General features: G+C 64.5%; 20 protein-coding genes. 8 read left to right on the top strand and 12 right to left on the bottom strand.

What is annotated here, in order from left to right; all coding sequences use genetic code 11:
- Nucleotides 1-357 precede the first annotated feature (357 nt).
- Complete coding sequence (gene typA, locus AWB72_RS26445) at nt 358-2,184, bottom strand: translational GTPase TypA (RefSeq protein WP_040050190.1); 1,827 nt, start codon at nt 2,182-2,184, stop codon at nt 358-360.
- A gap of 357 nt (nt 2,185-2,541) precedes the next feature.
- Here typA and AWB72_RS26440 point away from each other — a divergent pair, with 357 nt between their 5' ends.
- The 4 genes from AWB72_RS26440 (at nt 2,542) to AWB72_RS26425 (ending at nt 7,584) form a co-directional block, all read left to right on the top strand.
- On the top strand, nt 2,542-3,057 hold the full coding sequence (locus AWB72_RS26440) for a MarR family winged helix-turn-helix transcriptional regulator (protein WP_040050191.1): 516 nt from the start codon (nt 2,542-2,544) through the stop codon (nt 3,055-3,057).
- A gap of 80 nt (nt 3,058-3,137) precedes the next feature.
- On the top strand, nt 3,138-4,673 hold the full coding sequence (locus AWB72_RS26435; protein WP_052449841.1) for an efflux transporter outer membrane subunit: 1,536 nt from the start codon (nt 3,138-3,140) through the stop codon (nt 4,671-4,673).
- A 52-nt stretch (nt 4,674-4,725) separates the two neighbouring features.
- A complete protein-coding gene (locus tag AWB72_RS26430; RefSeq protein WP_040050192.1) occupies nt 4,726-6,000 on the top strand; it encodes an HlyD family secretion protein in 1,275 nt (424 codons plus the stop codon).
- A gap of 24 nt (nt 6,001-6,024) precedes the next feature.
- Nucleotides 6,025-7,584 carry a DHA2 family efflux MFS transporter permease subunit gene (locus AWB72_RS26425; protein ID WP_040050193.1) on the top strand — a complete coding sequence of 520 codons (1,560 nt, stop codon included), beginning with the start codon at nt 6,025-6,027 and terminating at the stop codon, nt 7,582-7,584.
- A gap of 71 nt (nt 7,585-7,655) precedes the next feature.
- Here the strand turns inward: AWB72_RS26425 and truB are convergent, their stop codons facing one another.
- The 9 genes from truB to AWB72_RS26380 all read right to left on the bottom strand — a co-directional run bounded on the left by truB (nt 7,656) and on the right by AWB72_RS26380 (nt 19,975).
- Nucleotides 7,656-8,594 (bottom strand): tRNA pseudouridine(55) synthase TruB, encoded by a 939-nt coding sequence (gene truB, locus AWB72_RS26420; protein WP_040050194.1) that lies wholly within the window; start codon nt 8,592-8,594, stop codon nt 7,656-7,658.
- A 3-nt stretch (nt 8,595-8,597) separates the two neighbouring features.
- Entirely contained in the window at nt 8,598-8,981 is a 384-nt protein-coding gene (rbfA, locus tag AWB72_RS26415) for a 30S ribosome-binding factor RbfA (RefSeq protein ID WP_040050195.1), read from the bottom strand.
- A gap of 96 nt (nt 8,982-9,077) precedes the next feature.
- The gene (gene infB / locus AWB72_RS26410) at nt 9,078-12,056 is read right to left on the bottom strand and encodes a translation initiation factor IF-2 (RefSeq protein WP_040050196.1); all 2,979 of its coding nucleotides are present in this window, start codon (nt 12,054-12,056) and stop codon (nt 9,078-9,080) included.
- A 93-nt stretch (nt 12,057-12,149) separates the two neighbouring features.
- Nucleotides 12,150-13,625, bottom strand: coding sequence for a transcription termination factor NusA (gene nusA / locus AWB72_RS26405; protein WP_040050197.1), 1,476 nt, complete (start codon nt 13,623-13,625; stop codon nt 12,150-12,152).
- Complete coding sequence (rimP, locus tag AWB72_RS26400) at nt 13,622-14,080, bottom strand: ribosome maturation factor RimP (protein ID WP_040050198.1); 459 nt, start codon at nt 14,078-14,080, stop codon at nt 13,622-13,624. Before rimP ends, nusA begins: the two co-directional genes overlap by 4 nt.
- Nucleotides 14,081-14,444: 364 nt before the next feature.
- A complete protein-coding gene (gene rluB / locus AWB72_RS26395; protein WP_087128967.1) occupies nt 14,445-16,412 on the bottom strand; it encodes a 23S rRNA pseudouridine(2605) synthase RluB in 1,968 nt (655 codons plus the stop codon).
- A 127-nt stretch (nt 16,413-16,539) separates the two neighbouring features.
- Entirely contained in the window at nt 16,540-17,445 is a 906-nt protein-coding gene (scpB, locus tag AWB72_RS26390) for an SMC-Scp complex subunit ScpB (RefSeq protein ID WP_040050903.1), read from the bottom strand.
- 317 nt (nt 17,446-17,762) lie between these two features.
- The gene (locus tag AWB72_RS26385; protein WP_244285763.1) at nt 17,763-18,965 is read right to left on the bottom strand and encodes a pyridoxal phosphate-dependent aminotransferase; all 1,203 of its coding nucleotides are present in this window, start codon (nt 18,963-18,965) and stop codon (nt 17,763-17,765) included.
- 107 nt (nt 18,966-19,072) lie between these two features.
- On the bottom strand, nt 19,073-19,975 hold the full coding sequence (locus AWB72_RS26380; protein WP_040050930.1) for a LysR family transcriptional regulator: 903 nt from the start codon (nt 19,973-19,975) through the stop codon (nt 19,073-19,075).
- Nucleotides 19,976-20,400: 425 nt separating this feature from the next.
- Between AWB72_RS26380 and AWB72_RS26375 the strand changes: the two genes are divergently transcribed.
- Nucleotides 20,401-20,802, top strand: a complete 402-nt coding sequence (locus AWB72_RS26375; RefSeq protein WP_040050905.1) for a transposase — start codon at nt 20,401-20,403, stop codon at nt 20,800-20,802.
- Nucleotides 20,803-20,991: 189 nt separating this feature from the next.
- The gene (locus AWB72_RS26370; protein WP_040050906.1) at nt 20,992-21,249 is read left to right on the top strand and encodes a hypothetical protein; all 258 of its coding nucleotides are present in this window, start codon (nt 20,992-20,994) and stop codon (nt 21,247-21,249) included.
- A gap of 235 nt (nt 21,250-21,484) precedes the next feature.
- On the opposite strand, the gene AWB72_RS26365 is transcribed toward AWB72_RS26370, so the two are convergent.
- A complete protein-coding gene (locus AWB72_RS26365) occupies nt 21,485-21,796 on the bottom strand; it encodes a hypothetical protein (protein ID WP_040050907.1) in 312 nt (103 codons plus the stop codon).
- Nucleotides 21,797-22,279: 483 nt separating this feature from the next.
- Between AWB72_RS26365 and AWB72_RS26360 the strand changes: the two genes are divergently transcribed.
- Nucleotides 22,280-22,792 (top strand): YdcF family protein, encoded by a 513-nt coding sequence (locus AWB72_RS26360; RefSeq protein ID WP_244285762.1) that lies wholly within the window; start codon nt 22,280-22,282, stop codon nt 22,790-22,792.
- Nucleotides 22,793-23,072: 280 nt separating this feature from the next.
- Complete coding sequence (locus tag AWB72_RS26355; RefSeq protein WP_040050909.1) at nt 23,073-23,315, top strand: hypothetical protein; 243 nt, start codon at nt 23,073-23,075, stop codon at nt 23,313-23,315.
- A 110-nt stretch (nt 23,316-23,425) separates the two neighbouring features.
- On the opposite strand, the gene AWB72_RS26350 is transcribed toward AWB72_RS26355, so the two are convergent.
- On the bottom strand, nt 23,426-23,842 hold the full coding sequence (locus tag AWB72_RS26350) for a gamma-glutamylcyclotransferase family protein (RefSeq protein WP_040050910.1): 417 nt from the start codon (nt 23,840-23,842) through the stop codon (nt 23,426-23,428).
- Nucleotides 23,843-23,944 lie beyond the last annotated feature (102 nt).

The following is a 23,944-nucleotide window of genomic DNA, read 5'->3' as shown; positions in this document are numbered from 1 at the left end:
TCGAGTTTCTCGAGGAAGTGCGGGTTACGAAACCTTCCGCGCCACGGCCTGACCGTTTAGCGGATTGCGCGAATCAAGTCTGCTTGGAAGGACCTAAAAAGCGACAGCTAATCCGAGTAGCATAGCACAGAACCATTCGTCATATGACCGGTGGTCGCACCTTTGCCTTCGTTCTCACCCTTCTGCAACGGGCATGTGCGGGCGTTTTGCGTTTATGCAAGCGGCCGTATCGCCTGTGTATGTCGGCTTCGTTTCGCCGATCTTGAGGTGCTTTCGCGCTCACTAAACAAAAAAAGCCGCCCGAAGGCGGCTTTCGTTTTTTGCTGCTCAAGCGCAACAGTGCAGCGTGGTCGCTGTTTAGTCGGCAGCGGCCTCACGGCTCGCGCGACGGCGCTCGTGTTCCTTCAAATGACGCTTGCGCAGACGGATCGACTGCGGCGTGACTTCGACGAGTTCGTCGTCGTCGATGAACTCGACCGCGTATTCCAGCGAAAGCTGGATCGGCGGGACGAGACGCACGGCTTCGTCGGTGCCCGACGCGCGCACGTTGGTCAGCTGCTTGCCCTTGATCGGGTTCACGACGAGGTCGTTGTCGCGGCTATGAATGCCGATGATCATGCCTTCATAGAGCGCATCGCCCGGCGACACGAACATGCGGCCGCGATCCTGCAGCTTCCACAGCGCGTAGGCGACCGCAGCGCCGTCGTCCTGCGAGATCAGCACGCCGTTGCGACGCTCGCCGACCGAGCCTTCCTTCACGGGCGCGTACGAATCGAACGTGTGGCTCATCAGGCCCGTGCCGCGCGTGAGCGTCAGGAATTCGCTCTGGAAGCCGATCAGACCGCGCGCCGAAATCTTGTACTCGAGACGCGTGCGGCCGCGGCCGTCGGAGGTCATGTCGAGCATTTCGCCCTTGCGTCGGCCGAGCTCTTCCATCACGCCGCCCTGATGCTGGTCTTCGATATCGACAGTCAGGTTTTCGTACGGCTCGCACTTCACGCCGTCGATTTCCTGCAGCACCACGCGCGGACGCGACACCGCCAGCTCATAGCCTTCGCGGCGCATGTTCTCGACGAGAATCGTCAGGTGCAGTTCGCCGCGACCCGACACTTCGAACGTGGTTTCGTCGCCCGTGTCCTTCACGCGCAGCGCGACGTTGTGGTTCAGTTCCTTCATCAGACGGTCGCGAATCTGGCGGCTCGTCACGAACTTGCCTTCCTTGCCCGCGAGCGGCGACGAGTTCACGAGGAAGTTCATCGTGAGCGTCGGTTCGTCGACGGTGATCATCGGCAGCGCTTCCGGATTTTCCGGCGAGCAGATGGTCACGCCGATCCCGATCTCTTCGATACCGTTGATCAGCACGATATCGCCCGCTTGCGCTTCTTCCACCTGAACGCGCTCGAGGCCGTGGAACGACAGCACCTGGTTGATCTTGCGATTCAGGATGGCGCCGTCGGGACCCGAACGCACGGCCACCTGCATGCCGGGGCGGATGCGGCCGCGCGCAACACGGCCCACGCCGATACGGCCGACATACGTGTTGTAGTCGAGCGACGTGATCTGCAGTTGCAGCGGACCGTCCGGATCGGCCGGGCGCACCGGCACGTGTTCCAGAATGGCTTCGAAGAGCGGACGCATGGTGCCTTCGCGCACGTCGGGATCGAGGCCAGCGTAGCCGTTCAGACCCGACGCGTACACCACCGGGAAGTCGAGCTGCTCTTCGGTTGCGCCGAGCTTGTCGAAGAGATCGAACGTCTGGTTGATCACCCAGTCGATGCGCGCGCCGGGACGGTCCACCTTGTTGATGACGACGATCGGCTTCAGGCCGAGCGCGAGCGCCTTCTTTGTGACGAAGCGCGTTTGCGGCATCGGGCCTTCGACGGCGTCGACGAGCAGCAGCACGGAATCGACCATCGACAACACGCGCTCCACTTCGCCGCCGAAGTCGGCGTGTCCGGGGGTATCGACGATATTGATGTGCGTGCCTTCATATTCCACCGCGCAGTTCTTCGCGAGGATCGTGATGCCGCGTTCCTTTTCGATGTCGTTCGAGTCCATGACGCGCTCGGCGACCTGTTGGTTTTCCCGGAACGTGCCCGACTGGCGGAGCAACTGGTCGACGAGCGTGGTCTTGCCGTGGTCGACGTGGGCAATGATGGCGATATTGCGGAGGGCGCGAGTCATAAGGGGTATCTTGGTTGTGCGCCGTCGAAGCGAACCCCGGGAGCTGAAGGCTCCTGGCTGGCTCGGCAGACCGTCGATTGAGCGTCACGTCGTTCGTGACGCTTTGCGTGAATCGCTGGGAAGACTTCAAAGACTGGAAGACTCTTCCGGCCCGGCGCGGTGAGAACCGTAAAGTATAGCACGCACAAACGTCGCCTTCCCGACAATAGGACGCTACCCGGAGAAACCGCGCGACGACGGGCACCGAGCGATAGCGCCGCCGCGCATTGTAAGCAGATCCATAAAAGTCCCTTGCAAGCGGCGCAACGACGCGCCATAATCCTGCCTAGTCCACTATTGCACTTGCATATTCCTTTCATGAGCGACGCTCCAAAACCCACGGCGATCGACACCTACGTTCTGAGCGAAAGCGTCGGCTATCTGCTCAGCCGCGTACGCTCGACGCTCTGGAACATGGTGACGCAGCACACGACGGCCGAACTCGGCATCACGAGCACGCAGGCGAGCATCGTGTTCATGCTGGCGGTCGGCAAGTGCCTGACGGCGGCGGATATCGCCCGCGAATACGGCATCGATGCGAGCGCGGTCACGCGGCTCATCGACCGGCTGGAAAAGCGCGGGCTGCTCTCGCGCGTGCGCAGCAGCGAAGACCGGCGCGTCGTGCGCCTGGCGCTCACGCCCGACGGCCGCGCGATGGCGGAACAGGTCCCGGCCATCTTCACGCGCGTGCTCGACACGCTGCTCGCGGGCTTCACGCCCGAGGAAGTCGGCTTCCTGAAGAGCATGCTTCGCCGGATTCTCGCGAATACGTGCGATCCCGCCGCAACCTGCCTCGCCGGCGGCACCGACAAGCCCGGCCCGTCTTCGCGGTGAGAAAGCGCGCGACGATCCCGTTTTCCGCCGCAGAAATAGTTGCAACGTCCATATTTCAATACTCTCTCAAGAGACGAGCGATGAAACACCTTTCCTTGTCCGCACTTCGGCCCGCGAGCAGGCTGCGCGGCGCGAAGAGCGCCGTGGCTGCCGCCGTGGCCGCGCTCGCGGTCGCGGGCTGCGCGAACTACTCAGGCATTTCGAGCGACAAGCAGATTAACCCGCCCGAGAGCCTCGAAGCCACGCAGAGCGTGCCGGGGCAAGGCGGCCAGTGGCCGACGCTCGACTGGGCGAAGCAGTTCGGCGATCCGCAGCTGCCGCAGTTGATCGACGAAGCGATCGCGGGCAATCCGGGCATCGCGCAGGCGCAGGCGCGCATCGCGAAGGCGTCGTCGTATATCGAAAGCTCGCGCTCGACGCTGTATCCGCACGTTCAGGGCTCGTATTCGTGGACGCGCGAACTGTATTCCGCCAACGCCCTCTTCCCGCCGCCTTACGGCGGGACGTGGTACAGCGAAAACAACGTGCTCGCGAGCGCGTCGTGGGATCTCGACCTGTGGGGCAAGAACCGCGCGCGCCTGAACATGGCGGTCTCGCAGCAGAAGGCGGCCGAGGCGGACATGCAGCAGGCGCGCGTCACGCTCGCGGCGTCGGTGGCGCGGACCTACAACCAGCTCGCCCTGCTCTACGCGCTGCGCGACGTGACGCAGCGTGAAATCGCGAATCGAGAGAACGTGGGCCGCATCACCAGCGGACGCGTGACCGCCGGTCTCGATACCAACGTCGAACAGCGCACGGCCGAAGGCAACGTCGCGACCAGCCAGACCAATCTCAGCGAACTCGACGGGCAGATCCAGTCGGTGCGCTATCAGCTGGCGGCGCTGCTCGGCAAGGGTCCGGATCGCGGCTTGCAGATCGCCAATCCGGTGCTCAATCCGAACGTCAACGTCACGCTTCCGGACAACGTGCCCGCCGATCTGATTTCGCGCCGGCCGGATATCGTCGCGGCGCGCTGGCAGATCGAAGCGGCCACGCACAACATCAAGGAAGCGAAGGCCGAATTCTTCCCTGACATCAACCTCGCGGCGGCCTTCGGGTTCGACGCGTTCGGCTGGAGCCGCTTCCTGCAGGCGAGCAGCCGGCAAATTCAGGCCGGTCCGGCGATCCATCTGCCGATCTTCGACGCCGGCGCACTGCGCGCGCAGTTGAAAGGCCGCTACGCCGATTTCGAAGGCGATGTCGCGAACTACAACCAGACGCTCGTCAACGCGCTGAACGACGTGGCGACCAATATCGCAGCGATCCGCTCGCTCGACCAGCAAATGACCGACGCGCAGCGCGCGCTGACCGCGGCCACGAGCGCATACCAGCTCGCGGTGATCCGCTACAAGGCGGGCCTGTCGCCGCAACTGCAGGTGCTGACGGCCGACCAGAACCGCCTCGCGAACGAGCAGACCGTGACGAACCTGCGCATGAAGCGCAACGACTTGCAGATCGCGCTGATTCGCGCGCTCGGTGGCGGCTTCGACGCGACGAGCACGGACCTCGCGATCGACGGCAGCGGACAGCCTCAGGCCGCCAATCCGGCCACCAACCAGAACGCGGCATCGAACTGAGCCGCGCACAAGAACACGCATCAAGACCAATACGGAATTTTCGGAGCCCTTCATGAGCGACCCTAAACAAACCGCCGCCGGCGCACCCGCCGCGCCCGCGCCGAAGCAAAGCAACGCGAAGCGCCGCCGGCTGATGACGCTGATCGTGCTCGTCATCATCATCGCGGCTATCGCGTACGGCCTGTATTACTTCCTCGTCGCGCGCTTCCACGAGGACACCGATGACGCGTACGTCAACGGCAACGTCGTGCAGATCACGCCGCAGGTGGTCGGCACGGTGGTGTCCGTGAATGCCGACGACACGCAAACCGTGAAAGCCGGCGATCCGCTCGTCGCGCTCGATCCCGCCGATTCGAAAGTCGCGCTGGATCAGGCCGAGGCGAATCTCGCGCAGACCGTGCGCCAGGTCCGCACGTTCTTCGTCAACAACAACCAGTACGAAGCGCAGATCGCGCTGCGCAAGTCGGATTTGTCGCGCGCGCAGGACGACCTGAAGCGCCGCCTGACCGTCGCGCAGACGGGCGCGGTATCGCAGGAAGAAATCTCGCACGCACGCGACGCCGTCCGCAGCGCGCAAGCCGCGCTCGACGCCGCCCAGCAGGAACTCGCGTCGAACCGGTCGCTGACGGCCAACACGACGATCGCCGATCACCCGAACGTGCTCGCCGCCGCCGCGAAGGTCCGCGATTCGTACATCAACTACGCGCGCAACACGCTGCCCGCGCCGGTGACGGGCTATGTCGCGAAGCGCTCGGTGCAGGTCGGCCAGCGCGTGGCGCCGGGCAATCCGCTGATGGCGATCGTGCCGCTCAACGCCGTGTGGGTCGACGCCAACTTCAAGGAAGTGCAGCTCAAGCACATGCGCATCGGCCAGCCGGTCGAACTGACGGCCGACCTCTATGGCTCGGGCGTCGTGTTCCACGGCAAGGTGATCGGCTTCTCGGCCGGCACGGGCTCGGCGTTCTCGCTGCTGCCGGCGCAGAACGCGACGGGCAACTGGATCAAGGTGGTGCAGCGTCTGCCGGTGCGTATCGCGCTCGATCCGAAGGAACTGGAGCAGCATCCGCTGCGCATCGGCCTTTCGATGAACGTCGACGTCACCATCAAGGACGAGCAAGGCGGCCAGCTCGGCAACGCGCAGAACACGGTGTATCAGACCAACGTGTTCGACAAGTACGGCGAACAGGCGGATGCCGAAATCGCGCGCATCATCCAGCAGAACGCCGGAACGGGCGCGGGCACGCAGGGCGCGTCGCCGGCGCCGTCGGCCTCGCGCGGCGGCGCGTCGAAGCCGGTGAAATCGGCGTCGGCCGCCAAGCTGATGTAAGCGGCGGCATCGCGGACTCCACTCATGTCTCAAGCTAACGTCGTACATCCGCCGCTGTCGGGCGGGAAGCTGGTCATCGGGACGATCGCCGTGTCGCTCGCGGTGTTCATGAACGTGCTCGACACGTCCATCGCGAACGTCTCGATTCCGTCGATCTCGGGCGACCTCGGCGTGTCGTCCGATCAGGGCACGTGGGTCATCACGTCGTTCGCGGTCGCCAATGCAATCTCGGTGCCGCTCACGGGCTGGCTCACGCAGCGCATCGGCCAGGTGCGCCTCTTTCTCGGCTCGATCATCCTGTTCGTGCTGGCGTCGTGGCTGTGCGGGCTCGCGCCGACGCTGCCCTTCCTGCTCGCCGCCCGCGTGCTGCAAGGCGCGGTCGCCGGCCCGATGATCCCGCTATCGCAGACGCTCTTGCTCGCGAGCTATCCACGCGAGAAGGCGCCGATGGCGCTTTCCATGTGGTCGATGACCACGCTGATCGCGCCGGTCGCCGGCCCCGTGCTCGGCGGCTGGATCTCGGACAACATCTCGTGGCCGTGGATTTTCTACGTGAACATCCCGGTCGGTTTCGCGGCCGCGCTCGCCACGTTCGCGATCTTCCGCGACCGCGATTCGGCCATCCGCAAGGCGCCGATCGACACGGTCGGCCTCGGGCTGCTCGTCGTGTGGGTCGGCTCGCTGCAAATCATGCTCGACAAGGGCAAGGACCTGGACTGGTTCAATTCGACGACCATCGTCGTGCTCGCGCTGATCGCCGTGATTTCGTTCGCGTTCTTCATCGTGTGGGAGCTGACGGCGGAACATCCGGTGGTGGACCTGTCGCTGTTCGAATTGCGCAACTTCACGGGCGGCACGATCGCGCTGTCGATCGGTTACGGGCTCTACTTCGGCAATCTCGTGCTGCTGCCGCTGTGGCTGCAAACCGATATCGGCTACACGGCGACGAACGCCGGTCTCGTGATGGCGCCCGTCGGCGTGTTCGCGATCCTGCTTTCTCCGATCACCGGCAAGTTCCTGCCGCGCACCGATCCGCGCCGTATCGCGACGGCCGCGTTTCTCGTCTTCGCGCTGTGCTTCTGGATGCGCTCGCGTTATACGACCGGCGTCGACACGTGGTCGCTGACGCTGCCGACGCTCATTCAGGGCATCGGCATGGCGGGCTTCTTCATTCCGCTCGTGTCCATCACGCTGTCGGGCTTGCCGGGGCATCGCATTCCGGCGGCGTCGGGCTTGTCGAATTTCGTGCGGATCATGTGCGGCGGCATCGGCACGTCGATTTTTTCGACGGCGTGGGAGCATCGGTCGATCGTGCATCACGCGCAACTCGTCGAACAGGCGAACGCGTTCAATCCGACGTTCGCCAACTCGATGCAGCAGATGCGCGCGCTCGGCATGTCGCAGGAGCAGACCTATGGCCTCTTCAACAGCATGGCGACGCAGCAGGCCGCGCAGCTGGGCGTGAACGACATGTTCTATATCTCGGCGGGAATTTTCGTCGCGCTGATCGCGCTGATCTGGATCACGCGGCCCGAACGTGCGGGCGGCGGCGACTCGGCGGCAGCGGCATCGGCGGCGCACTGATTCTTTTCCCGTTGCAGCGCGCGTGAAGAAAAGCCCGGAATCGCGAGATTCCGGGCTTTCTTTTTAGTAGCTCAGCTTGCCGTGACGATCAACCGTTCCGGAGCAAGCACGCCCTCGCCGGCTCTCGCCACGCCGAGCAAGCGGCCGTCGTCCTGCGCGTAGACGCGCACGCGACCGTCTTCCAGACGTGTCTCGACGACATCCGCGAGCCGCAGACGCTGGCCGTGCAGGAAACGTTTCGTCGCTTCATCGTTGAGACGAACGGCAGGAAACGTGGACAAGAGCGCGTCGACCGGCTGAAGCCATGAATCGCGCTCGGCTTCATCGGCGGTCGACAAAGCATCCAGCGTCACCGCGTGCTCGAGCGTCAACGCGCCGACGCCCGTGCGGCGCAGCGCCGTCAGATGCGCGCCGCAACCCAGCGCCTCGCCGATGTCTTCCGCCAGCGTGCGCACGTACGTGCCCTTGCTGCACGTCACGCGAAAGGTCACGAGCGGCAGCGCGCACGCGATCATCTTCAACGCGTGGATCGTGACCGGACGGCCTTCGCGCTCGACCGTCTGCCCCGCGCGCGCGTATTCGTACAACGGCTTGCCGTCGCGCTTGAGCGCCGAATACATCGGCGGAACCTGCACGATGTCGCCGATAAACCGCGTCATCGCAGCTTCGACCGCTGCTTCATCGCACGTCACGTCACGCGTGTCGATGGCTTCGCCTTCGGCATCGCCCGTCGTCGTGCGGATGCCGAGGCGCATCGTCGCTTCGTAGGTCTTGTCGGCTTCGAGCAGATCTTGCGAGAACTTCGTCGCCTCGCCGAAGCAAAGCGGCAGCAAGCCCGTCGCGAGCGGATCGAGCGTGCCGGTGTGACCCGCCTTCTTCGCCAGATACAGCCGTTTCGCCTTGATGAGCGCGTCGTTGCTCGATAGCCCGAGCGGCTTGTCCAGCAGCAGCACGCCATCGAGCGCGCGGCGCGGAATCTTCGGCCGCGCCTGCTTTTCCTGACCGCTCATCGCTTACGCGCCTTCCTGGTCGTCGGCGTCTTTCGCGCGCGTCGCGTTCGCTTCGTCGATCAGGCGCGACATTTCGACGGCCTTCTCGATCGTCTGGTCGTAATGGAAATGCAGCGTCGGCACCGTGTGGATGTGCAGGCGCTTGAAAAGCTGATTATGCAGATGCCCGGCCGCGTGGTTCAGCGCGTCCTGCGTCTGCTTGGGATCGCCCGTGAGCGTCGTGAAATAGACCTTCGCGTGCGCGTAGTCCGGCGTCAGCTCGACGCTTTGAATCGTCACCATGCCGACGCGCGGATCTTTCACCTCGCGCATCAGCTCCGACAGATCGCGCTGAATCTGGTCCGCAATCTGCACGTTGCGGTTCGTGGATGTCCGTCTTTTAGCCATGATCCTGTTCCAATTCCTATTCCGCCGCCGCGCCAAAGAAAAAGGCGGAGCCAGCCGTTTGGCCCGCTCCGCCTCGAGGCTCAGCGTAGTGATGCGTTAGAGCGTACGAGCCACTTCGGTCACTTCGAAGACTTCCAGCTGATCGCCTTCGACGATGTCGTTGAAGTTCTTGATCGAGATACCGCACTCGAAGCCCTGACGCACTTCCTTGACGTCGTCCTTGAAGCGCTTGAGCGAATCCAGCTCGCCCGTATGGATGACGACGTTGTTGCGGATCACGCGCACCGACGAGGAGCGCTTGACGAAACCGTCCGTCACCATACAACCCGCGATCAGACCGACCTTCGGCACGCGGATGACCTGACGCACCTCGACCGTGCCCGTCACCGTCTCGCGCTTCTCCGGCGCGAGCATGCCGGACATCGCCGCCTTCACCTCATCCACTGCGTCATAGATGATGTTGTAGTAGCGGATGTCGATGCCGTTCGATTCGGCCAGCTTGCGGGCTTGCGCATCCGCACGCGTGTTGAAGCCGATGATGACCGCCTTCGACGCCGTCGCCAGGTTGACGTCCGACTCGCTGATCGCGCCGACCGCGCTGTGCACGATTTGTACGCGCACTTCGCCGGTCGACAGCTTCTGCAGCGATTGCACGAGCGCTTCCTGCGAGCCCTGCACGTCTGCCTTGACGATGAGCGGCAGGTTCTGCACTTCGCCTTCGCCCATCTGCTCGAGCATGTTTTCGAGCTTCGCGGCCTGCTGCTTCGCCAGCTTGACGTCGCGGAACTTGCCCTGACGGAACAGCGCGATTTCGCGCGCCTTGCGCTCGTCCGGCAACACGATGACTTCCTCGCCCGCCGCCGGCACTTCCGACAGACCCTGGATTTCCACAGGAATCGACGGACCCGCGGTCTTCGTCGGCTTGCCGGTTTCGTCCAGCATGGCGCGCACGCGGCCGTACGCGCTGCCCGCCAGCACCACGTCGCCGCGGTTCAGCGTGCCCGACTGCACCAGGATGGTCGCGACCGGACCCTTGCCCTTGTCGAGCTTGGCTTCGATCACGAGACCCTTGGCGGCTGCATCGACCGGTGCGGTCAATTCGAGCACTTCGGCCTGCAGCGACACGTTTTCCAGCAGATCGTCGATGCCCTTGCCCGTCTTCGCCGACACCTCGATGAACGGCGAATCGCCGCCGTACTCTTCCGGCACCACGCCTTCCGCGACGAGTTCCTGCTTCACCCGGTCCGGATTGGCTTCCGGCTTGTCGATCTTGTTGATCGCGACGACGATCGGCACGCCGCCCGCCTTCGCGTGAGCGATCGCTTCCTTCGTCTGCGGCATCACGCCGTCGTCGGCTGCGACCACCAGAATGACGATGTCGGTCGCCTTCGCGCCGCGCGCACGCATGGCCGTGAAGGCCTCGTGACCCGGCGTGTCGAGGAACGTGATGACGCCGCGCGGCGTATCGACGTGATATGCGCCGATATGCTGCGTGATGCCGCCCGCTTCGCCCGCCGCCACTTTCGCGCGACGGATGTAGTCCAGGAGCGAGGTCTTGCCGTGGTCGACGTGACCCATTACGGTGACGACCGGCGGACGCGGCAGACGCTCTGCCGTTTCCTCGGTGGTTTCGCCTTCGATCAGGAGCGCTTCCGGATCGTCCAGCTTGGCGGCGACCGCGCGATGGCCCAGTTCCTCGACGACGATCATCGCCGTTTCCTGGTCCAGCACCTGGTTGATCGTGACCATCTGGCCGAGCTTCATCATCACCTTGATGACTTCCGAAGCCTTCACCGACATCTTGTGCGCGAGGTCGGCCACCGAAATGGTTTCCGGCACGTGCACTTCACGGACGATCGGTTCCGTCGGCGCCTGGAACGACGTCTGTTCCTGATGCTTGCCACGGCCCTTCGGACCGCCGCGCCAGCCGCGATCGACGCCGCCGCTCGTGTCGCCGCGCGTCTTGATGCCTCGGCGCTTCGAGGCGTCGTCCTGCCAGCCGCCCTTGCCGCCGGCCTTCTTCTTGTCGGCGGACGGAGCCGCCGTTGCGGGCGCGGTTGCGCCGGCCGCAGCCGGCTTCTTCGCCGCCGGACGCGCGGCCTGCGCGCCTTCCGGCTTCGCGGGCTTGTGCAGCGTGCCCTTGGCTTCGGCAGCCTTCGCCGCTTCCGCCGGCTTCGCAGCAGGGGCCGGTTCCGGCGCCTTGACCTGCGCCTTGCGCGGCGTGTTCATCATTTCGCGGATCGCGCGCGCTTCGGCTTCAGCCGCCGCACGACGCTTCGCGATGGCTTCCTGCTCCATGCGCGCCTTCTCGGCCTTGGCCTTTGCGTCTTCTTCCGCCTTCTTCGCGGCTTCGCGCTGGGCAGCACGCTCGCTCGCAGCCTTTTCTTCCGCAGCCTTTTCGGCGGCTTCGCGCTGGGCGGTGTCGTCCTGCTTCGGTTCCGGCTTCGCTTCGACCGCCGGTTGCGTGCGCGCTTCCTGACGCGCGGCCTGTGCCGCACGCGAGATTTCCGCAGCCTGAGCCGCAGCCGCCGCACGACGCGCCGCTTCCTCTTCCTGCTTCTTGCGCTCGGCTTCCGCCGCTTCCTCGCGGGCGCGGCGTTCGGCTTCCTCGCGCTCCAGCTTCGCCTGCTGCTCCTTCAGCTCGCGCTCTTCGCGTTCGAGCTGCTCGGCGGCGAGGCGCGCTTCTTCCGCGCGACGCGCAAGCTCGGCTTCATCGACTTCCGGTTCTTCGACATGATTCGCTGCCGGCGCTTCGACCTGCTCGACGCCGGTTTCATCGCGCTTCACGAAAACACGTTTTTTGCGCACCTCGACCTGAATGGTGCGAGCCTTACCCGTTGCGTCGGATTGCTTGATTTCCGACGTATGCCGGCGCGTCAAAGTGATCTTGCGCTTGTCAGCCTCGGCGGAACCGTGCGACTTGCGCAAATGATCGAGCAGACGCGCCTTGTCCGTCTCGGACAGGTCGTCGTTCGCGCTCGCTTTCTGGACGCCAGCCGCCTGCAACTGCTCGAGCAGGACGCCCGCAGGCATTTTGAGTTCCGCGGCAAATTGGGCTACGTTGTTACTCGCCATTCATTCCTCTTGATGCAAGGACCAATCCTTGCGGTTAGATCGGGGTCATGCGGCCAGACTGGCCGCCAAATTTCAGTGCGCCATGGTCATTTCTCACTGGAACCAGTGTTCACGTGCTTTCATGATCAACGCCTTAGCGGCATCCTCTTCCATACCGGTCATTTCGACCAGTTCATCTACTGCCAGCTCCGCGAGGTCGTCGCGGGTTTGAACCTGGTGCTCGGCGAGCTTCGCGAGAAGCTCGTTGTCCATGCCTTCCAGGCTCTTGAGATCGAGCGCCACGCCTTCGACCTTCTCTTCGTTGGCGATGGCCATCGTCAGCAGCGCGTCGCGCGAGCGATTGCGCAGCTCGTGCACGGTGTCTTCGTCGAATGCTTCGATTTCGAGCATCTCGTTGAGCGGCACGTAGGCGATTTCTTCGAGGCTCGTGAAGCCTTCGTCGATCAGGATGTCGGCGACTTCCTCGTCCACATCCAGACGCGCCATGAACAGGTCGCGCAACTTGCCACGCTCTTCGTTCTGCTTCAGCGCCGATTCGTCCGGCGTCATGATGTTGATCTGCCAGCCGGTGAGTTCGCTGGCGAGTCGAACGTTCTGGCCGCTGCGGCCGATGGCGACCGCGAGTTCGCTTTCGTCAACGACGACGTCCATCGAATGCTTTTCTTCATCGACGACGATCGACTGGACGGCTGCCGGCGCGAGGGCGCCGATCACGAACTGCGCGGGGTCTTCCGACCATAGCACGATGTCGACGTTCTCGCCACCGAGCTCGTTTCTCACCGCCTGAACGCGCGAACCGCGGATGCCGACGCACGTGCCGATCGGGTCGATCCGCTTGTCGTAGGCGATCACCCCGATTTTCGCACGCACGCCGGGATCGCGCGCGGCCGCCTTGATTTCCAGCAGGCCTTGTTCGATTTCCGGCACTTCCAGCTCGAACAGCTTCATCAGAAATTCGGGCGCGGTGCGCGACAGTTCGATCTGCGGGCCACGTGCCGTGCGGTCGACCTTCGCGATGTACGCGCGCACGCGGTCGCCCACGCGCAGGTTTTCCTTCGGAATCAGCTGGTCGCGGCGCAAGAGCGCTTCCACGCGACCGGATTCGACGATGAAATTGCCCTTGTCCAGGCGCTTGACCGAGCCGGTCATGATCTTTTCGCCGCGCTCGAGGAAGTCGTTCAGGATCTGCTCGCGCTCGGCGTCGCGCACCTTCTGCAGGATCACCTGCTTGGCGGCCTGCGCGCCGATCCGGCCGAACTCGATCGACGGAATGGGTTCCTCGATGAAATCGTCCACTTCCGCGTCGGGCTTCTGCTCTTTCGCTTCGAACAGCAGGATTTCCTGATCCGGCTCCTGCAGGCCGGCCTCGTCCGGCACCACGCGCCAGCGGCGGAACGTCTCGTGCTCGCCGCTTTCACGGTCGATCGCGACACGGATATCCACATCTTCCTCGAACAGCTTCTTCGTTGCCGAAGCAAGCGCAGCCTCCAGGGCTGCGTACACCACGTCCTTGTTGACGTTCTTTTCGCGCGCCAGCGCATCCGCCAGCATCAAAACTTCGCGACTCATTGTTTGCGGCTCCTAAAGTCAACTTTGGGGACGAGACGTGCTTTATCGAGGTCCGCGACCGTGAAATCGAGCATCGCGGCGCCGTCCTTCCCTTCAAATTCCAATCCGATCGTTTCGCCTTGCGGGGCGTGCAAGATGCCACGGAACGACTTGCGCCCGTCCAGCGGTTTTTTCAGTGTGATGACGACTTCGCTTCCGGCGAAGCGCTCGAAGTCGGCCAGCTTCTTGAGCGGGCGGTCGAGCCCCGGCGACGACACTTCGAGGCGGTCATAGTCGATGTTTTCCACCTCGAGCACGTACTGGAGCTGACGCGTGACTTTCTCGCAGTCTTCGATGGCGATACCGGCCGGCTGGTCGATATAGATGCGCAGCATGCCGCCTCCCGAACGTTCGAGATCGACAAGCTCGTAGCCCAGGCTCGAGACCGTGGTTTCAATCAATTCCGTCAGTTGCACAGTAACTCCAAGGTGTTCGCGCATCGCGCCGCGAAACACCTGCGGGCGAGCGCCTTGACCGGGCGCGCACCCCTGCTCCCGAGATGCCGAACCAAAAAGCCAAAAAAAAATGGGCGCAACGCCCATCATTTTCAACCGAGGTCGCACCCGGGCAGCGCGAAAACTATGTGCCCAGCGACTTCGTGATTTTAGCCATTTTTCGGGATAAACGCAAACGTAAAGCGCGCGTTCGGCCCTGTTTCGCGCCGGATCGCATGCTTTGTTGCCTTGTTTCGATGGCTTCGGCCACGGGTTTCGACATTCGGTCGAAGACGCTCGCTTCGACCGATGCCTTCCGTCGCCTGTCAGGCGACGCGAGCGCCTGTCAGCGTCCGCGCGAGCGATTGCGCGGACCGCCGCGGCCTGCGCCGGCCTTGCCTTGCGCTCCGCCCGGCTGCGCGCCGCCCTGACGATTGCCGCCGCGCGGACCGTTGCCGCCGGCCCGCTTGGCCGGACCGTTCGCTCCCTGCGGTCCGCCTTGCGGACGCGCGCCGCGCTGACCAGGCCCGCGACCGCCGCCGTTGGCCCGATTGCCGTTGGGCTCGCCGCCGATTCGATTGCCGTTCGCTTCGCGGCCACCGCGTCGGCCGGGGCCGCCGGCATTGCCGGTGTTCCCGCCGAAGCCGCCAAGTCCGCCCATGCCGCCTGCGCCGAACGCGCCCGGCATGCCGCCGCCCGCCGCGCCGCGCCGCCCGCCGCGAGCCGGCGTCTGCGCCATGCGCGAATGCGAGCTCAGCACCGGCTCACGCGTGATGAAGCCCATCGAGGTCTGCATCGGATCCGGCTGGACACGCGGCGCCGAACTGCGCCCGCCCTTCTCGGCGACCGGCACCTTCAGCCCGACCGTTTCCATCAGGCTGCGCACCTGATTGTCTTCGAGTTCTTCCCAGCGGCCGCGCTTGAGACCGCGCGGCAATGCGATCGGACCGTGGCGCGTGCGGATCAGCCGGCTGACCATCAAGCCCGCGGCTTCGAACATGCGGCGCACTTCGCGATTGCGGCCTTCCGCGAGCGCGACGTGATACCAGTGATTCGTGCCTTCGCCACCGCCATCCTGGATACGCAGGAAGTTCGCGGGACCGTCGTCGAGTTCGATGCCTTTCAGCAGCTTCTGCTTCATCGCCTCGGACAACTGGCCGACCACGCGCACCGCGTACTCGCGCTCGACGCTGTAGCGCGGATGCATGAAGCGGTTCGCCAGATCGCCGGACGTGGTGAGCAGCAAGAGCCCTTCCGTGTTGAAGTCCAGACGGCCGACCGCAAGCCATTTCGCCGTTTTCATCGACGGGAGCTTGTCGAACACCGACGGACGCCCTTCCGGGTCCGCGTGGCTGACGATCTCGCCCGTGGGCTTGTGATACAGCAGAATGCGCGGCGGCTTGCTCGCCAGCTTGCGCTTGAGCGGCTTGCCGTTGATGCGGACCTGATCCGTCGGCATGATCCGCTGGCCGATATGCGCCGGCTCGCCGTTCACCGACACGCGCCCCGCGATGATCAGCTCTTCCATGTCGCGCCGCGAGCCCATGCCGGCATCGGCGAGGACCTTGTGCAGCTTCGGCGCGTCGTCGTCCGGTTCGAGCACGCGCTTTTGCTGGGGCGCGTTGCGGCCGCGGCGCAGCATCGGAGCGCGCACGCCGGTCGAGCCGTTGTCCGCGTCGAATGCGGGCGATGTCACGTAGGCGAACACGTCGTCGACGGCGGCGGCGGCGGCGCTCGCCACGGTTGCCGGACCGGCGTCGCCACGCTTGGCGTGTTTCTCGTTCTTCTCGCGCTTCGGCTGCGCGCCCTTGCGACGGCCGCCTTCGCGCGGCGCGGATGCACCCGCTTCCGCCGATACCTCGACGCCCGGTTCGGCCGCGTCGCGGCGCGCATTCCTGCGCCCGCCCTGCTTGCCCGCCGGCTTTTCGCCCGGGTTCGCGTTCGGGTTCGCGGCTGCGTTCACGCCCGGATTCGCGCCGCCGGCGTCACGCTTGCCTTGCGCGTTGCGCGGCGTCCTGGCGCTCGCGTCCTTGCGCGGCATGCGCACCTGCGCGACGACGACGCCATCGGGCGGCGCTTCCGTGACCGCGCCGGGCGCGGCGGCCGCGCCTTCGGGCGCCTTCGTCTTGGCGACAGCGCGGCGTCGCGCGATCAGGCTGCGCGGCCCGCGGCGCAGGCCGCGGCGCGGACGATCATCGCCGTCGGCGCTCTCGTCGATACGCGTGCGTTCGCCGGCATCGGCCGACTCATGGGCGTCCGCGGTATGCGCGGAGCGCGCGGATTCGGGCGAATCGCTGTCGTGGGAGTGTGTCAAAACAACCTCAAATGTCGAATTGCGCGCCCGGTCGGGCGCGTCAAAAATATCCGCTGATCGGTCCGGCGATCGTCTTCGACGTGATCTTTTATCGAGAGCCGGTTGAATCAGGGGCCATGCAATTGCATCAGGCGCGGCGCGCCTTCGGTTCCTCGTCGGAATCGTCGCCGGTCAGATCGGCGTCGGCCGACGGGCGTGTGTCGTGTTCGTCGCCTTGCGGCTCTTGCGCCGCGCTCGCGTTGCTTGCGTCGAAAGCCTCGGTTTCTTCGTGCGCCGGCTTCAGCGGCTGCACGCGAAGCTCGGTCAGCAACGGAGCGACGCTCTCGTTTTCCGTGCCCGCATGATCCGTTCCGGCCTCGGCTTCCGGCTGTTGTCCCGCGCTTTCCACGGGCGTCACGGCGGCAGCGGGCTCATGCGCCGTTGCCACGTTTTCGGCTCCGTCAGCCGACGACGCTTGCGCCGCCGCGCCGTCCGCAAACTCGATCGAATGCTGCGCGAGCAGCGACGCTTCCAGTTGCGCCGACGGATTGTCGAGCGCGGGCAGTTCGTCGAGCGCGGTCAGGCCGAGATCGTCGAGAAACTGCTTGGTCGTCGCGTAAAGCGCGGGCCGGCCGGGCACGTCACGATGACCGATCACCTCGATCCAGCCGCGATCCTCCAGCTGCTTGACCACTTGCGTATTGACCGTGACGCCGCGAATTTCCTCGATATCGCCGCGCGTCACCGGTTGACGATAAGCAATGATCGCCAACGTTTCCATGACGGCACGCGAATACTTGGGCGGCTTTTCGGGATGCAGCCGATCGAGGTAAGTCCGCATGGCGGGCTTGCTTTGAAAGCGCCATCCCGATGCCAGCGCGACCAGCTCGACGCCGCGGCCCGACCAGTCGGCCTGGAGCCCTTCGAGCAGCGTGCGCACGGTATCCGCCGAGATGTCTTCGGCGAAGAGCTTACGCAACTCACTCAGCCGCAGCGGTTCCTGCGCGCAAATCAAAGCAGTCTCGAGGACGATTTTCGCCTCTTGGGTATTCATGCAGCTTGGGTCAACCCTGTATGGTCAATGATCCAATTCCAAATCGAGCCTGAGCGGGTTCGAACGGCACCTAAGCGGTGCGCACGATGATGCTGGACGCGGAGTTTCAGACGCGCTCGCCCGATTAATCGGTCATATTGATTGGGAGCACGCACCGGGGAGAGGCGTCAATGGGCGATCGGTGAGCGAACGCCGGGCCATCCCAGCCGGACGAGGTGGCGCCTTCCTAGGCGAAAGCGCGTGACTGAGCGCCATATTACGCAAAAAGAACCGGGGCGTAAAGGTGATTGATCCGCCCGCCCCGGCCCTCACTCATCTCACACGCGCGCCGCCAGGAAGCGTCGCAGGCGCTCGACGCCTTTGTCGAGCCGCGCCGGGTCGCAGGCGTAGCACCAGCGCACGAAACCTTCGCCTTCCGCGCCGAATGCGCTGCCGGGCGCGAGGCCCACGCCCGCCTCGCGCACGAGCGCTTTGCAGAGTTCGAGACTTTTCGACGCGCCCGGCAGCGAGAAGAACAGATACATCGCGCCGTCGGGAGCGCGGACATCGACACCCTCGATGCCTTGCAGCGCGTTCACCAGGTGATCGCGGCTCGCGCGCAGGTCGGCGACGAGCGATTGCGTGAACGGCTCGCCTTCTTCGACCGCGACGATGCCCGCCTGCTGAACGAACGACGGCGCGCACGACGTGTTGTACTCGACGAGCTTGCCCAGATCGTCCATCAGCGCGGCCGGGGCGACGATCCAGCCGAGTCGCCAGCCGGTCATCAGCCATGCTTTCGAGAACGAATTGACGGCGATCACGCGTTCGTCGCGCGCGGCGAGATCGAGGAACGACGGCGCGACCGTCGCGCCTGCACCGTAATAGAGGCGCTCGTAGACTTCGTCCGCGACGATCCAGATGCCGTGCCGCCGGCAATGATCGAGCACGATGCGCTGCTCTTCGCGCGTCATCGTCCAGCCGGTCGGGTTGTTCGGCGAGTTGATCATCAGCATGCGCGTGGACGGCGTGAGCGCAGCAAGCAGTTGCTCGATGTCCAGCGTCCAGCCGCGCGGGCCGTAGCTCAGCGAGACGGTTTCGACCGTCGCGCCGAGAATCTTCGGAATCTCGACGAGATTCGGCCAGAGCGGCGTCACCGCGACGACGCGATCGCCCGCACCGACGACCAGCTGCGCCGCCAGCATCAGCGCATTGACGCCGGCGCTCGTGACCGCGATGTTCTCCGCAGGCGTCGCGCCGTGCAGCCCGCTGACGTAGCGCCCGAGCGCCTCGCGCAGCGGCGCGATGCCGAGATTGTGGGTGTAGAACGTTGCGCCATCGGCGAGCGCGCGGCTCGCGGCATCGCGGATGAACGGCGGCGTCACGCGATCCGACTCGCCGAACCAGAACGGCAGCACGTCCGGCACGCCGAAGCCCGCGTTGGCGACTTCGCGGATCTGCGAAGGCCGCAGCGCGCGCACCGCGTCGCGCGCATTCGGCGCGCCGTGCGGGCCGCTCGCGTGGGCCTGCGCGCCCGTCATGCCGCTCAGTTCAGCGATTACCGCGCCTTCGGATTCACTCATCGCCCCGCTCCGTGAAAAATTGGAAAGTCTAACGCGGCTGCATTCTTTTCGAGACGCGCCGCCGCTCATTCGAGATCTTCCGCACGCCGCGGCAAGGCCGCGATGAGCGACCACACCGACTCCGCCGCCGGCGACAACGACCGGTCACGCCGCCGCACCAGCTCGACGGTGCGCTCCGCACGCGGCTCGAGCGGCAGCGCGACGAGCGACGAATCGGCGGGCAGCGGCAGCGCGAGCCACGGCAGCACGCTCACGCCGACGCCCGCCTCGACCAGGCCGAATACCGTTGCCGAGTGGCCGAGTTCCTGCACGACGTGAGCGTCGACGCCGTGCTCCTGCATGACGGAATCGATGATCGGCCGGCTGCCGGACGCGTAGTCGAGCATCACGAGCCGCTCGCCCGCGAGCGCTTCCCACGGCGCCGCCCGCTCCCTCGCGAGCGGATGGTCGCGCCGCGCGACGAGGCAAAAGGAATCGGTCATCACCGGCTGGGATTCCACTTCGTCGGCGGCGAACGGGCCGATCACCACGCCGAAGTCCACTTCGCCCGATTTCACCTTGCGCAGCACGTCGGACTGAACGTCGTCGCGCAGGCTGAGCGTGATCAGCGGATGCTGCCGCAGGCACGAAGCGATGACGCGCGGCATCAGCCGGCACGCGACCGTCGGACTCGCCGCGACGATCACCCGCCCGCGACGCTGCTGCCCGAGATCGCGCACTTCGCGCAGCGCTTCGTCGAGATCGGCGAGAAGCCGCGACACCGTACCGACGAGACCCACGCCGACATCCGTCAGTTGCACTTCGCGCGTCGTCCGGTCGATCAGCTTCAGCCCGATCTCGCCTTCCAGCTCGCGCACGCATCGGCTGACCGCCGATTGCGTCAGACCGATCTCTTCGCCCGCCCGGCTGAAGCTGCGTAGCCGCGAGACCTCGATAAAGACGCGCAGTTGCCGCAACGTCACGTTCAAAGGCGCGTTCATTCCATCCGCTCATTAATAACCCAATCCTATGCGCATTATAAGCAGTCGATCTCGAAGTCTGGAGGCGAAGACACGTTACGCTGCGGTGCAGCAAAACGCCGCGAACGCACGGGCGATGGGCCTGCTGCACAGGATTGGTGATTGTCCCGATTTCTTAATCAATCCTTTTCGGGTCTGATACGGGCCATGCTGGCATCGCGTCAGCCTACTGCCATGCGGGTTTCCCGGATTTCGCGACATGCATGGCACGGTTCTCGCATTTCATTGCGCACAGAGGTCGGAGCCATACGCGGACAGATTGAAACAGTGATCACCGCCGCCGCTTCGACCTTCCCTGGTATTCGTTCATCGGATTCCGACCAGAGTGCGCGGCGCGGGGCAGCGCACCGGGGTTAGCTTCGCTGAGGTGAGATATGGTGCTGTTCGACGATTTGAGAGATAACGAGTGGGCGCTGGTTGAGGCGTTGTTTTGTTCCGAGCCGGCACGCAGCGAGCGGCGCGGCCGTCCGCGCGTGGAAGCGCGCTCGGTTGTCAACGCCGTGCTGTGGGTCTTGTCGACGGGCGAAGGCTGGTCGAAGCTGCCCGGCCGCTATCCTTCACCGCCCACCTGCCGCCGTCGCTTCGACGAGTGGCAAGCCGACGGCACGCTCGCGGAAATCGTGAAGCGGCTGTCGACCAATGGCCGCGAAGTATCGCTGCGCGGACGCATTGGTTCGAGCGCCGTGAAACCGCCCGCACCGCCGAGCCGGGACCGCCTGCGCGGTGCATTCTGGACGAATCCGGAATCGTGGCGCGCGCCGGCCAAGATGGCCTGACATCATCGATCGAGCCATAGCCGGCGCATGTCCGGCTATGGCTTTTCTCTTTCCGTCATCGCTTCTCTTCGCCCGAGCGCGCCCCGCCCGGCGCGAAACAACTCTTTACCATTCCTTACAGCGGCGGTATCCAACGAGGCATAGCTTGTTGAGTGGATAAACAGATCCCCAGGATCTGAGGACACTCACATGAAGGCATCGACTCTGCTCGTCCGAGGCGCGTTCATCGCGCTCGCCGGCGTAGCGGCAGCCGGCCAGGCGCAGCCGCCGCCCGCATCGTCCGATCTGCGTTTGAGCACGCGCGCTACGGCATCCGCGCAGCGTGAAGTCTCACGTGCAGCGGCTTCGACACCGCCTGCCCCACGCGGCGACTTGCGCGGCGACATTGCGAGCAACGTCCGCGCTCGGCCGGACAACGAACGCGAAGAACGCTCGCCGCAGCATTGAAACCGTCAAAGGCGCTCGCGGTCATCGACGCGCGGAACCCAGCGAGCCGCCGCAAGTCACATCAGATGCCATGAGCACAGCGTGGCAGCAGTGATAACCGGTCTGCCCGTATCCTTGGATACGGGCTTTTTTTCGCCCGTCAGCGCACTTCATCCGATGACGACGATCCACCCTCGGCCCGTCCGCCGATCGGCATGCTGCCCCGAAGGGCTCGTTCCGCCCGTTCCGTCGTGCGCTAGATTCTCGCTTCGAGCATCGCTTCGTGACCGCCGAAGGTGTACGGTTCGGCGCGGCGCAAGTCCCAGTCGATCGAGCGCTCGTCCCGCGACAGGCGCGAGAACTCCTGTTTTCCCCGTTCGGTGACGACGGCGATGTCGACCGGCGCATGGAACCCGGGCGCCGGCGCGACGGTACGCTGCCGCGCCAGTTCGAGCAGCCCGAGGGCGCGGAGACGGTCGAAAACATTGGGGCGTTTCGCCCACGGAACTTGACGATACTGCGCTCGCCGAAGTCCTTCGAGTACGGCTTCGTTGGAATACGTGGTCATCTCGTTCTTTCTTCCTATGCAGCCATGACGACGCTCGTGACGGTCGCAAGACGGCCCGCGACGTCGACTAAACGCGGCGCGCCGAATTTCGCGCTGACGAGCGAGACCACCGTTCGCAGCCTGAATGTTTGGCCGCCGCTTGCGTTAGGTGCTGCTTTCTCTTAAAAACCCCCGTTGAGCGCGCGCTGATCACGCGCCTTCTGCACCCCCGCCGATGCGCTTCTAATCACGCGATGACGGAGCGAATTGTCCTGAAACCAATACGTTACCCCAATCAAATTGGTTCTATTTACTTTATTGCTGCTTTTTTTCGCATTATTCGCGCTATGGAAGAAACGGCGCACGCAGATCGCCATCCTGACCTTGCTGCTCGCCTGGGGTTTCGGCACGGGGTGGTTCGCGAGGCCGCTTTTCTCGCTCGCTCAGTACGGTTATGAACAGACGATTCCGCCCTCTTTCGCACCGAAAACGACGATCGTGCTGATGGGCGGCGGCACGTCGCGCACGGACTCCGGACTGGTTCCGAAGCGCGCATCGATGCCGCGCATCGAGGCGGCGGCGAAGGTATATCGCCAGTGCCGAGAAACGGGCGCATCGTGCCGCGTGATCGTGAGCGGCGGCGATCCGCAGGACCACGGGCAAGCAGAAGCCGATAACTACGCTCCTTACGTGCTGGCGCGCGGCGTTCCGTCGACGGATCTGACGCGAGAAAACAAAAGCCTGAATACATACGAGAACGCTCAAAACGTAGCCGGTATATTAGGGAACGCGCATGACAGTACTTTGATTCTCGTCACGTCCGCGTACCACATGCGGCGTTCTGTCCGCGCTTTCGAGGCGTTCGGGTACGAGCCGCAGCCCTATGTCTCCGACGTGCGGCGCTCCCGTCTCACACTCATCCCGCGTTTTCGGAGCTATGAAAACAGCGAACTGTCGCTGCATGAACTCGTCGGGCTGGCGCGGTTTTATGTGTATCGATGGCTACATCTTTATTGAGTGCGCCATATCAAAATAATCAGGACTGGAAAGTACTGTAGCGCGCCGGTATGATTTCGCTCCGGCCGCAGGGCCGGACGGAATGGCCTGCCCATACCGCACGGACCATTCCGGGATTACGATTGTCTTGCCCGGATCCGCGCCAGTCCGGCTCGCCCTGCGGTCATCGACGCGCGAGCGCGTGCCGGTCCAGGCAGGAGCGCTTTTTGCTCTGACTTATGCGTCTTTCCAACCGGATCGGCAGGCGATTCCCGGGTTCAACTGCTATTAGGAGGTAACAATGAAGAAAGTGTCCCTGGCTGTTCTGTTGTCCCTTAGCGCGGTGGCGTCGGCTTACGCGCAAAGCGAACAAGGCGTGCGGATGAGTACCGATCCCGCAACGATCGCGGACGTCGAATCGCGCGCACAGGCTCTGCAATCGCGTCAGTCGAGCATGCAAGACATGCCGATGGATCACTCGATGTCGGGCAAGTCGGGCCATCACAAGAAGTCGCACGGCAAGTCGAAGCAGCACGCAGAGTAAGCGCCCCGCTGTTTCTGGCCGGCACCGACCGGTCGGGCTGCGCCGTCATCGCGATGCCTCACGCGTCGCGATGACGGCGTGGGCGAGCTTTTACTTTCTTCCCCCGCGCTTCAACCGCGCGCCGTCCGATACGCGACCCAGTCGCCACCCTCGATGCGCGGCAACCCCTGCACCGCCGCCGCTGTCACCGGATAAATAAGGCAATCGAGATGCGTCGCCGTGCCCTCGAGTTCCACCTCAACGTGCAGCCGATGCGCGCGAAATAGCCCCTCCACGCCGGGATAGACGTCTTCGATCTCATCCAGCACGGGCACGAGCGTGTCTTCGATTCGATAAACGTCGCCATGAATCGGCGCGCCGGTGTGGTCCAGCACGAGTCCCGGATATGAGCCAAAATCGTACAGGCGTCCGTACACGTGCGCCGCGCCAATTCTGATCGGCGCCGTGATTCCATGACGCTGCGCCGCGACGTTGATATCGTTCACTTCGCCCGCGCGCAGCGTGCCGTACACAAAAACGTATTGCATCGAAGAAGCCGCTCCTTTGTCGGTCGCTGATTGATTGGGCATTATCGCCGCTCAAAAAGCGCAAGCGGCTTCGATTGGCGCGCGCCGCCACGCACCACGTTC

Origin of the sequence: Caballeronia concitans (assembly GCF_001544615.1) — a bacterium.
Taxonomy (GTDB): domain Bacteria; phylum Pseudomonadota; class Gammaproteobacteria; order Burkholderiales; family Burkholderiaceae; genus Caballeronia; species Caballeronia concitans.
Note: the sequence above shows the minus strand (reverse complement) of the source record. Positions and strands in the feature narration are given on the sequence as shown.

Excerpts from the sequence above, each read along its gene's own strand:
- typA (WP_040050190.1), bottom strand. The coding sequence starts at position 2,184 with ATGACTCGCGCCCTCCGCAATATCGCCATCATTGCCCACGTCGACCAC.
- AWB72_RS26440 (WP_040050191.1), top strand. The coding sequence starts at position 2,542 with ATGAGCGACGCTCCAAAACCCACGGCGATCGACACCTACGTTCTGAGC.
- AWB72_RS26435 (WP_052449841.1), top strand. The coding sequence starts at position 3,138 with ATGAAACACCTTTCCTTGTCCGCACTTCGGCCCGCGAGCAGGCTGCGC.
- AWB72_RS26430 (WP_040050192.1), top strand. The coding sequence starts at position 4,726 with ATGAGCGACCCTAAACAAACCGCCGCCGGCGCACCCGCCGCGCCCGCG.
- AWB72_RS26425 (WP_040050193.1), top strand. The coding sequence starts at position 6,025 with ATGTCTCAAGCTAACGTCGTACATCCGCCGCTGTCGGGCGGGAAGCTG.
- truB (WP_040050194.1), bottom strand. The coding sequence starts at position 8,594 with ATGAGCGGTCAGGAAAAGCAGGCGCGGCCGAAGATTCCGCGCCGCGCG.
- rbfA (WP_040050195.1), bottom strand. The coding sequence starts at position 8,981 with ATGGCTAAAAGACGGACATCCACGAACCGCAACGTGCAGATTGCGGAC.
- infB (WP_040050196.1), bottom strand. The coding sequence starts at position 12,056 with ATGGCGAGTAACAACGTAGCCCAATTTGCCGCGGAACTCAAAATGCCT.
- nusA (WP_040050197.1), bottom strand. The coding sequence starts at position 13,625 with ATGAGTCGCGAAGTTTTGATGCTGGCGGATGCGCTGGCGCGCGAAAAG.
- scpB (WP_040050903.1), bottom strand. The coding sequence starts at position 17,445 with ATGAATACCCAAGAGGCGAAAATCGTCCTCGAGACTGCTTTGATTTGC.
- AWB72_RS26385 (WP_244285763.1), bottom strand. The coding sequence starts at position 18,965 with ATGACGGGCGCGCAGGCCCACGCGAGCGGCCCGCACGGCGCGCCGAAT.
- AWB72_RS26375 (WP_040050905.1), top strand. The coding sequence starts at position 20,401 with ATGGTGCTGTTCGACGATTTGAGAGATAACGAGTGGGCGCTGGTTGAG.
- AWB72_RS26370 (WP_040050906.1), top strand. The coding sequence starts at position 20,992 with ATGAAGGCATCGACTCTGCTCGTCCGAGGCGCGTTCATCGCGCTCGCC.
- AWB72_RS26365 (WP_040050907.1), bottom strand. The coding sequence starts at position 21,796 with ATGACCACGTATTCCAACGAAGCCGTACTCGAAGGACTTCGGCGAGCG.
- AWB72_RS26360 (WP_244285762.1), top strand. The coding sequence starts at position 22,280 with ATGGGCGGCGGCACGTCGCGCACGGACTCCGGACTGGTTCCGAAGCGC.
- AWB72_RS26355 (WP_040050909.1), top strand. The coding sequence starts at position 23,073 with ATGAAGAAAGTGTCCCTGGCTGTTCTGTTGTCCCTTAGCGCGGTGGCG.
- AWB72_RS26350 (WP_040050910.1), bottom strand. The coding sequence starts at position 23,842 with ATGCAATACGTTTTTGTGTACGGCACGCTGCGCGCGGGCGAAGTGAAC.